Source organism: Pseudonocardia pini (assembly GCF_013870575.1).
Classification (GTDB): domain Bacteria; phylum Actinomycetota; class Actinomycetes; order Mycobacteriales; family Pseudonocardiaceae; genus Pseudonocardia; species Pseudonocardia pini.
The window spans coordinates 1-8,314 of record NZ_JACBXB010000187.1 but is presented as its reverse complement, the minus strand read 5'-3'; the positions used below and the strand labels follow the sequence as shown (position 1 = coordinate 8,314).

Below are 8,314 nucleotides of genomic sequence, written 5' to 3'. Positions count from 1 at the left end.
AGGTTCAGCCCGGCGGCGCGCTCGACGTCGTGGCGGACGGCGCGATGGACGACGTGGAGCGCATCTTCGCACTGCACTGCGACCCGCGGCTCGAGGTCGGCAGGCTCGGCACCCGGGTCGGCCCGATCACCTCGGCGTGCGACGTCGTGGAGATCCGGCTGACCTCGCCCGGCGGCCACACCGCCCGCCCGCACCTCACCGCGGACCTGGTCGAGGCGCTGGGCCTGCTCATCACGCAGCTCCCGCTGCTGCTGACCCGTCAGGTGGACCCGCGCTCCGGGACCGTCCTGGTGTGGGGGGCCGTGCAGTCCGGCGAGGCGGCCAACGCGATCCCGCAGCACGGCGTCCTGCGCGGCACGCTCCGCACCGCGGACCACGCCACGTGGGCCGAGCTGGAGGGCAAGTTCCGCGCCCTGGTCGCGGCCGTGCTGGCGCCCACCGGCGTCGGGTACGTCATCGACCACATCCGCGGGGTCCCGCCGGTGGTCAACGAGGCGGACAGCTCCGGCATCCTGCGGGACGCGGCCATCCTCACCGGCGGGCTCGACGCGGCGGCGGACACCGAGCAGTCCTCCGGCGGCGAGGACTTCGCGTGGTACCTGGAGAAGGTGCCGGGCGCGATGGCGAGGCTGGGTGTGTGGCCGGGGGTGGGCCCGATGAAGGACATCCACCAGCCCACCTTCGACCTCGACGAGCGTGCCCTCCCCTTCGGCGTGCGAGTCCTGGTCAACAGCGCCCTGGCGGCCCTGGCCCGCTGACCCGACCCGACCCGCGAGTCCCCCACTTCCGACGCGCGAGTCGGACAACAGTCTCCGCGAGTCCCCCGGTTTCGACGCGCGAGTCGGACATCGTGCCGGGGCTGTTGTCCACAGAAGCGTGCACCTGTGGACAACTTCGTCGCTGCGCAGCGGGCGGGGCGACTCGGCGGTCACTCTGTGGCCGTGGAGACCCTCACGAACCTTCATGGCGCCGTCCCGCGGAGCAGGCTCGCCCGCGAGATCGGTGAACGGGCGGCCCGCCTCGCGATCGAGGCGGGCGAATGGCGCGTGCCCTGGCCAGGCGTCCTCGTCCCGGCGGCCCGAGCCGTCGACCCCCTCGCACTGATCGGGGCGGCGACTCTCTTCGCGGGCGACGATACCGTCGTCTGCGGGAGGACGGCGGCCTGGTTGTACGGGTGCCGGGCGACCGAGCCCCTCCCGGTCCACCTCGCCGTGCCCTACGGGCGGAAGCCGCGCCGGTACGACGGCCTCGTGGTCCACAACGGCCGCGACCTGAGCCCGGATCGCGCCGAGCACCTGGACCTGCCGGTTCTGGCGCTGGACCGCGTCCTCGCCGACCTCCTGTGCCGGGACCACGGCCCCTCCGCGTTCGCGATCTACGACGAGGCCCTGGGACTCGCCGAGGACGCCGAGGCGCTGCGCGCAGAGGTCCGACATCGGATCGGGACGCGCGTCGACCGTCGAGGGGCGAGGCGGGCGGGGCTCCTGGTCGAGTTGGCAGGCGGGAGGCCGCGCTCGCCCGCCGAGAGCCGGTTGCAGTTCCGGATCGTCGACCTGGGCTTTCCGAACCCGGTGCTCAACCACCCGCTCCACGACGCGACGGGGCGGCTGCTCTTCCTTCTCGATCTGGCCTGGCCGGGCCTGCGGATCGCTCTGGAGTACGACGGGCACGTCGCCCACAGTGGAAGGGAGTCCGCGGACGCGGACGCGGACCGGCAGCGGGAGCTGGAGCGGCGCGGGTACATCGTGATCCGGGTGACCGCGGCGGACATGAAGGACATCACCCGGGTCGAGCAGGAGCTCGCCGCGGCCTTCCGCCTCCGGGGTCTTCCCGTGCGGCGCACGCCCGGTGTTCTCGAGGCTCGCAGGCATCGCGATCGGGGGTGGTCGCCTCGATAGGCTCAGCCCGAGGACGGGAGGCGCCATGGAGGTGTCGGTGGCTGGGCGTCGCGTGCCGATCACGACGTCGGGAACGGGGCCGAACATGGTCCTGGTCCACGGTGGTGGTGTCGGGCCTGCGGACTACCGACGCACCATCGCGCGGCTGAGCACGCGGCTCACGGTGCATCACTACAACCGGTACACCGAACCACCCGGCGTCTACGATCTCGACGCGGACGTCGCGCTCCTCCGCGAGGTGCTCGCCCTCACCGGCGCCCGCCGCGTGCTGGGGCACAGCGTCGGTGGCTTCCTCGTGCTGCACGCCGCTGCGCAGGGGCTGCCGCTGGAGCGGATAGCGCTGTACGACGCGGCGGTCAGCATCGACGGGAGCTTCCCCTCCTGGTACCTCGACGACTTCGAGGCGGCCGTCGCCGCCGGCGATCTCCCGACGGCGTTCGCCCTGGTCGGGAGGGGCCTCCGGCATACCCCGGGGCCAGCGCTTCCGATGCCGGTGGGGAAGGTGGTCGGCGCCCTCTTCGCCCGGACGCCCATCGGACGTCGGATGGGTGAGCGGTTCACCACGGTCGTCGGCGAGGCGCGGGCGGCCACGGACCACGACGGGCCCGCCTCCGCGTACGTCCCGATCGAGGCGGAGGTGTTGCTGGCCTTCGGTGGCGCCGGCCCGGCTCACTACGGCGAGAGTGCCCGCGCCCTCGCCGCGGCGCTCCCGAACGCCAGGGCAGTCGCGATGCCGCGCGCTCGGCACGACTGGCTCAACCGAGCGGGAGCCGCCTTCATGCAGCCGTTCGAGGACTTCCTCGCAGGCTGACCGCGCCGACCGACGGCGCACGCCGGCAGGCTCGCGGGCATTGGTGTCCGACGCGCGCGTCGAGACCGGGGGACTCGCGGGCGGTGGTGTCCGACTCGCGCGTCGAGACCGGGGGACTCGCGGTCAGGGGCTCTTCTGGCTGGGGCGGTTGCGGAGCTCGGTGACGTAGTCGTCCGGGGCGCCTGCGGCCTCCGCCGCGTCCGCGATCACGCCGAGGTAGCGGGCGCTGGGGGCGCCGCCCTCGTAGGCGTTGAGCACGTAGATCCAGGCCAGGGCACTGCCCTCCATGGTCTGCACCCGCAGTCGCAGCTTCTTGTGCAGCCCCAGCTCGCCACCCTCCCAGCGGTCGAGCTGGGCGGCGTCGTGGTCCGGCACGTCGTACAGCACGACGAAGACCTGCGAACCCGGGTCCTCGACCACGGTGGAGAGCGCGCCCTCCCAGGCGTAGTCCTCGCCGCCGAAGGTGAGCCGCCACCCCATCAGCCACCCCGTGCCCGCCATCGGCGAGTGCGGGGCGCGCTCCTTCATCTGGGCGGGGTCCATGTTCGACCCGTAGGCGGCGTAGAGCGGCACGGGGACAGGGTAACGGCGACCACCAGGCACGGTTCCGGTGGCACCGCTTAGGGTGGTCCCGACATCCGCCGAGCACCGAGGGGACGTGCGCGAAGTGACCCGCATCGTGATCATGGGCGGTGGGCCCGCCGGGTACGAGGCGGCGCTGGTCGCGGCACAGCACGGCAGCGACGTCACCGTCGTCGAGGCGGACGGGATGGGCGGCGCCTGTGTGATCCACGACTGCGTGCCGTCGAAGACCTTCATCTCGTCCGCGGCGGTCCGCGTGGACCTACACCGCGCCGAGGACCTGGGCGTCCTGCTCGACCGGGACACCGAGGGCGTCGACCTCCCCAAGGTCAACAGCCGGGTCAAGGGCCTCGCGAAGGCCCAGTCCGCGGACATCCGAGCCCGGGTCGAGGGCGAGGGCGTCCGGATCATCAACGGCCGGGCGTCGTTCCTCGACGAGTCCTCCGGCAGGCTGCCGCACACCGTCGAGGCCCGGCACGCGGACGGGACCGTCGAGAAGCTGCATGCGGACACCGTGCTCATCGCGACGGGCGCCACGCCCCGCGTGCTGGACTCCGCGCGCCCGGACGGCGAGCGCATCCTCACCTGGCGCCAGCTCTACGACCTCCCGGCGCTGCCGGAGCACCTGATCGTCGTCGGGTCCGGGGTGACGGGCGCGGAGTTCGTGTCCGCGTACGTCGAGCTCGGGTGCCGGGTCACGCTGATCTCCAGCCGGGACCGGGTCCTGCCGAGCGAGGACGCGGACGCCGCGGCGGTCCTGGAGGACGTCTTCGCCGAGCGCGGGGTCGAGATCCTCCCCAAAGCCCGGGCCGAGTCCGTGCTGCGAGACGGCGACGAGGTCGTCGTCACGCTCGCCGACGGTCAGGTCGTCCGCGGGTCGCACGCCCTGATGACCGTCGGCTCGGTGCCCAACACGGGCGACATCGGCCTGGAGAAGATCGGGATCGAGACGGACCGTGGCGGCTTCATCCCGGTCGACCGCGTGTCCCGCACCTCGGTGCCCGGCATCTACGCGGCGGGAGACTGCACCGGCCTGCTGATGCTCGCGTCCGTCGGCTCCATGCAGGGCCGGATCGCGATGTGGCACGCGCTGGGCGAGGGCGTCGCGCCGATCCGGCTGCGGACGGTCGCGTCGAACGTCTTCACCCGGCCGGAGATCGCGACCGTCGGCATCAGCCAGCGCGCGATCGACGCGGGCGAGGTCCCGGCTCGGACGGTCATGCTGCCGCTGGCCACGAACCCGCGCGCGAAGATGCGCGGGCTGCGGCGCGGCTTCGTCAAGCTGTTCTGCCGCCCGGCCACGGGTGTGGTGATCGGCGGCGTGGTCGTGGCGCCCGTGGCGAGCGAGCTCGTCCTGCCGATCGCGCTGGCGGTGCAGAACGGCCTGGGTGTGGACGACCTCGCCCACACCTTCTCGGTCTACCCGTCGCTGTCCGGCTCGATCACCGAGGCCGGGCGGCAGCTCATGCAGCACTCCGACCTCGACTGAGGTCGTGCGCGGCGATAGTCGCTCCAGCGACCATCGCCGCTCACAGGGTCGGGGTCGGGGACATCCCTGATCCGGCGGGGCCGCGGTGGGCGGACCGTGGACGCCATGACCACTCCCGTCTCCACCCGCGTCCCGGTGCTCCCGGTGGTCGCGGCCGGTGTCGGCGCGCAGCTCGCCGACGACCTCCTCTTCGTGTTCCTGCCCGCCTTCCCGGGGGCGGCGGCCATCCTCGCGATCGGGCTCACCGCCGTCGCCGCCCGGATGGTGACCGGCAGGCTGCAGGGCTCCGCCGTGCCGCGCGCCGGGCTCGCTCTCGGTGCGGTGTCCGCGCTGCTCGGCCTGTGGATCTCCGGGCTCGGCCTGGTCGCGATCCTCGTCGCGGGGATCACCGTGGTCGCCGGGGTGGGCGGTGCGGTGCTGGGCCGCCCCGACGTCCGGCCCGGACACTGACCCGCGTCGCCGCCTGAGTGCCCGACTCGCGGGCCTGGGTGTCCGACTCGCGCGTCGGAAGTGGGGGACTCGCGGGGCATGCCGATGCCCCCGGTGGACGGTGTCCCCGGGGGCATCGGGTCTGCTCTCAGCCCGTCGCGGCGAGCTGCGCGCGGCACGAGGGCAGCGTGCAGGCGTCCGCGGCGGGGTTGCGGTGCGGGGCGGCCTCGGCGGGGGTCGTCCCCGCGAAGGGCCACTCACCGGCGAACCGTTGCGCGTACCAGTAGACGAACAGGTACGACTCGGGCTCGACGACGAAGATCGGCCTGCCGGGCAGCCGTGCTGTCCAGCGGGCGAACTCGAGCGTCGCGAGGGCCGGCGGACGTGAGGCCCGCCGGGTGGTGAGCCATTCCTCGGCCCGGGTGCGCCACTCCCGCAACGACGCGGGGTGCAGGGTGGCGCCGGGCAGTTCCCGCAGGTTCACGGTGAACGTGCCGGACGGGACGCCCGCGGCGGTGTGGGCCGCGGCCGTCAGGGTGAGTAGGGAGTGCGGGCCCGGGATGGGCCCGTCGGTGTGGATGTGGGTGGTGACGTAGAGGTCAGGGGGCATGACGGATCCTGTGCTCGATACCGACGAGGACGTGTCCGCGCCGAGCCGGGCTCGGGTCGGACGGATCCGCGGCGCGGTCCGTGGCCGCGTGGCGGAGGACCGGGCCCCGTGGAGGGACTCACACGGGTGCGTCTCGTTCGCTGTGTACTTGTGCAGTAACGACGACCGGGACGGTCGAACCTGGCAGTCCAGGATTCAACCGCCCCGGTGGGGACGCGTCAATCAGTCCTTGATCTCACAGACCACGGCGCCCTGCGAGATCGTCGAGCCCGCCTCGGCGGACAGCCCGGTGACGGTGCCGTCCTTGTGCGCGGTGACGGGGTTCTCCATCTTCATCGCCTCGAGGACGACGACGAGGTCGCCCGCGGAGACCGTGTCGCCCTCGCTGACGGCGACCTTGATGATCGTGCCCTGCATCGGCGCGGTGACCGCGTCCCCGGACACCTTGGCACCTCCGCCGGCACCGGCGCGCTTGCGCGGTTTGGCCTTCGCCGCCGCGCCACCACCGCCCCCGCCGCCGAAGGAGATGTCACCGGGCAGCGAGACCTCGAGGCGCTTGCCACCGACCTCGACGACGACGTTCTGCCGCGGCGCCGCGTCCTCGTCCGCCTCCGCGGCACCGGTGAACGGCGGCACGGTGTTGTCCCACTCGGTCTCGATCCAGCGGGTGTGGACGGTGAAGTCCTCCTCGCGGTCCGCGGTGAACGCCGGGTCCTCGACGACGAGCCGGTGGAACTCCAGCACCGTGGCCATGCCGCCGACCTGGAACTCGGCCAGCGCACGGCGCGAACGCTCCAGCGCCTGGTCGCGGTCCGAGCCGCTGACGATCAGCTTGGCCAGCAGCGAGTCGAACTGCCCGCCGACGACCGAGCCCGCCTCGACCCCCGCGTCGACGCGCACGCCCGGGCCCGCCGGGTACGCGATCGTCTCGACGGTGCCGGGGGCGGGCAGGAAGTTGCGGCCGGCGTCCTCGCCGTTGATCCGGAACTCGATGGAGTGCCCGCGGGGCTCCGGGTCGTCGAGGAGGTTGAGCTCCAGGCCCTCCGCGATCCGGAACTGCTCCCGGACCAGGTCCAGCCCGGAGGTCTCCTCGGAGACCGGGTGCTCGACCTGCAGACGGGTGTTGACCTCGAGGAACGTGATCAGTCCGTCCTGGCCGATCAGGAACTCGACGGTGCCCGCGCCGTAGTAGCCGGCCTCCTTGACGATGGCCTTCGACGCGTCGTAAAGCGTCTTGCGCTGCTCCTCGGTGAGGAACGGCGCGGGGGCCTCCTCGACCAGCTTCTGGAAGCGGCGCTGCAGCGAGCAGTCCCGGGTGCCGACGACGATCACGTTGCCGTGCTGGTCCGCCAGGACCTGGGTCTCGACGTGGCGCGGCTTGTCGAGGTACCGCTCGACGAAGCACTCGCCGCGACCGAACGCCGCGGTGGCCTCGCGGACCGCCGACTCGTAGAGCTCGGCGATCTCCTTCTCCTCGCGCGCGACCTTCATACCGCGCCCGCCGCCGCCGAACGCCGCCTTGATCGCGACGGGCAGCCCGTGCTCCTTGGTGAACGCGATGACCTCGTCCGCCCCGGAGACGGGGTCAGCGGTGCCCGGGACGAGCGGGGCGCCCGCGCGCGTCGCGATGTGGCGCGCGGTGACCTTGTCGCCCAGGTCGCGGATGGACTGCGGCGACGGACCGATCCAGGTGATCCCGGCGTCGATCACGGCCTGGGCGAAGTCGGCGTTCTCGCTCAGGAAGCCGTAACCGGGGTGGATGCCGTCCGCCCCGGCCTGCTTCGCGGCGCCGATGACCTTGTCGAAGTCCAGGTAGGACTCCGCGGCGGTGGTACCGCCGAGGGCGAACGCCTCGTCGGCGAGCCGGACGAACAGAGCGTCGCGATCGGGCTCCGCGTAGACCGCGACACTGGCAAGGCCCGCGTCCTTGGCGGCCCGGATCACCCTGACGGCGATCTCCCCGCGGTTGGCGACGAGAACTTTGCGCAGTGCTGGCACCTTCGGTCTCCTCGTGTTCCCACGCCGGCCCCCGTTGCGCCGGCGCCGTGGTTACCGGGGAGTCTAGGAGTTCACCCAGCGAACACAGAACGCGAACCGGTGTGGGATCCGTCATCAACCGGTCACGCCTGACTGCCGCGCGGGCGGACCGGTGCCTGAGCGAGCGGCACTCTCGTTCACTAGGTATGAGCGAGAGTGCCGTTCGCTCACGAGGTATGAGCGAGAGTGCCGTTCGCTCACGAGGTAGGCGAGAGTGCCGTTCGTTCACTAGGTATGAGCGAGAGTGCCGTTCGCTCATGTGGGTCGGGGGGTGCGGAGGCGGGTGAGCAGGCGGGGGCGGGGTGGGTGGACGCCGTCGTAGCGGTGGGAGCGTTCGCGGGCCCTCAGCTCGCGGCGGGCGCCCTCGGAGAGTAGGCCGCGGTCCCGGGCGGCGCGGGCGACGTCCCAGCCGTCCTGCAGGCCGCCCCCGACCGGGCGGCCCGTGAGAACGCTCGCCG

9 protein-coding genes are annotated in these 8,314 nt (G+C 72.8%); 5 read left to right on the top strand and 4 right to left on the bottom strand.

Features of this window, described 5'->3' with window-relative positions; all coding sequences use genetic code 11:
- From H5J29_RS13210 to H5J29_RS13200, 3 genes are all read left to right on the top strand, one after another.
- The coding region (locus tag H5J29_RS13210) for an amidohydrolase (protein ID WP_181781239.1) at positions 1-758 on the top strand (758 nt) is incomplete at its 5' end.
- Between the two features lie 183 nt (positions 759-941).
- A complete protein-coding gene (locus H5J29_RS13205; RefSeq protein WP_181781238.1) occupies positions 942-1,898 on the top strand; it encodes a hypothetical protein in 957 nt (318 codons plus the stop codon).
- Between the two features lie 37 nt (positions 1,899-1,935).
- Positions 1,936-2,709 carry an alpha/beta fold hydrolase gene (locus tag H5J29_RS13200; RefSeq protein WP_181781237.1) on the top strand — a complete coding sequence of 258 codons (774 nt, stop codon included), beginning with the start codon at positions 1,936-1,938 and terminating at the stop codon, positions 2,707-2,709.
- Positions 2,710-2,832: 123 nt separating this feature from the next.
- Here the strand turns inward: H5J29_RS13200 and H5J29_RS13195 are convergent, their stop codons facing one another.
- On the bottom strand, positions 2,833-3,282 hold the full coding sequence (locus tag H5J29_RS13195; RefSeq protein ID WP_181781236.1) for a gamma-glutamylcyclotransferase: 450 nt from the start codon (positions 3,280-3,282) through the stop codon (positions 2,833-2,835).
- 94 nt (positions 3,283-3,376) lie between these two features.
- Between H5J29_RS13195 and H5J29_RS13190 the strand changes: the two genes are divergently transcribed.
- Together H5J29_RS13190 and H5J29_RS13185 are read left to right on the top strand one after the other, a co-directional pair.
- Complete coding sequence (locus tag H5J29_RS13190) at positions 3,377-4,780, top strand: NAD(P)H-quinone dehydrogenase (RefSeq protein WP_181781235.1); 1,404 nt, start codon at positions 3,377-3,379, stop codon at positions 4,778-4,780.
- Between the two features lie 105 nt (positions 4,781-4,885).
- Positions 4,886-5,230 (top strand): hypothetical protein, encoded by a 345-nt coding sequence (locus H5J29_RS13185; RefSeq protein WP_181781234.1) that lies wholly within the window; start codon positions 4,886-4,888, stop codon positions 5,228-5,230.
- Between the two features lie 127 nt (positions 5,231-5,357).
- Here H5J29_RS13185 and H5J29_RS13180 read toward each other — a convergent pair whose 3' ends face one another.
- The 3 genes from H5J29_RS13180 to H5J29_RS34325 all read right to left on the bottom strand — a co-directional run.
- Positions 5,358-5,819 carry a hypothetical protein gene (locus H5J29_RS13180; protein WP_181781233.1) on the bottom strand — a complete coding sequence of 154 codons (462 nt, stop codon included), beginning with the start codon at positions 5,817-5,819 and terminating at the stop codon, positions 5,358-5,360.
- A gap of 222 nt (positions 5,820-6,041) precedes the next feature.
- Entirely contained in the window at positions 6,042-7,817 is a 1,776-nt protein-coding gene (locus H5J29_RS13175) for an acetyl/propionyl/methylcrotonyl-CoA carboxylase subunit alpha (protein ID WP_181781232.1), read from the bottom strand.
- Between the two features lie 294 nt (positions 7,818-8,111).
- Positions 8,112-8,314, bottom strand: a 203-nt coding sequence (locus H5J29_RS34325; protein WP_376768526.1) for a hypothetical protein, incomplete at its 5' end; no start/stop codon positions are given.

Excerpts from the sequence above, each read along its gene's own strand:
- H5J29_RS13180 (WP_181781233.1), bottom strand. The coding sequence starts at position 5,819 with ATGCCCCCTGACCTCTACGTCACCACCCACATCCACACCGACGGGCCC.
- H5J29_RS13185 (WP_181781234.1), top strand. The coding sequence starts at position 4,886 with ATGACCACTCCCGTCTCCACCCGCGTCCCGGTGCTCCCGGTGGTCGCG.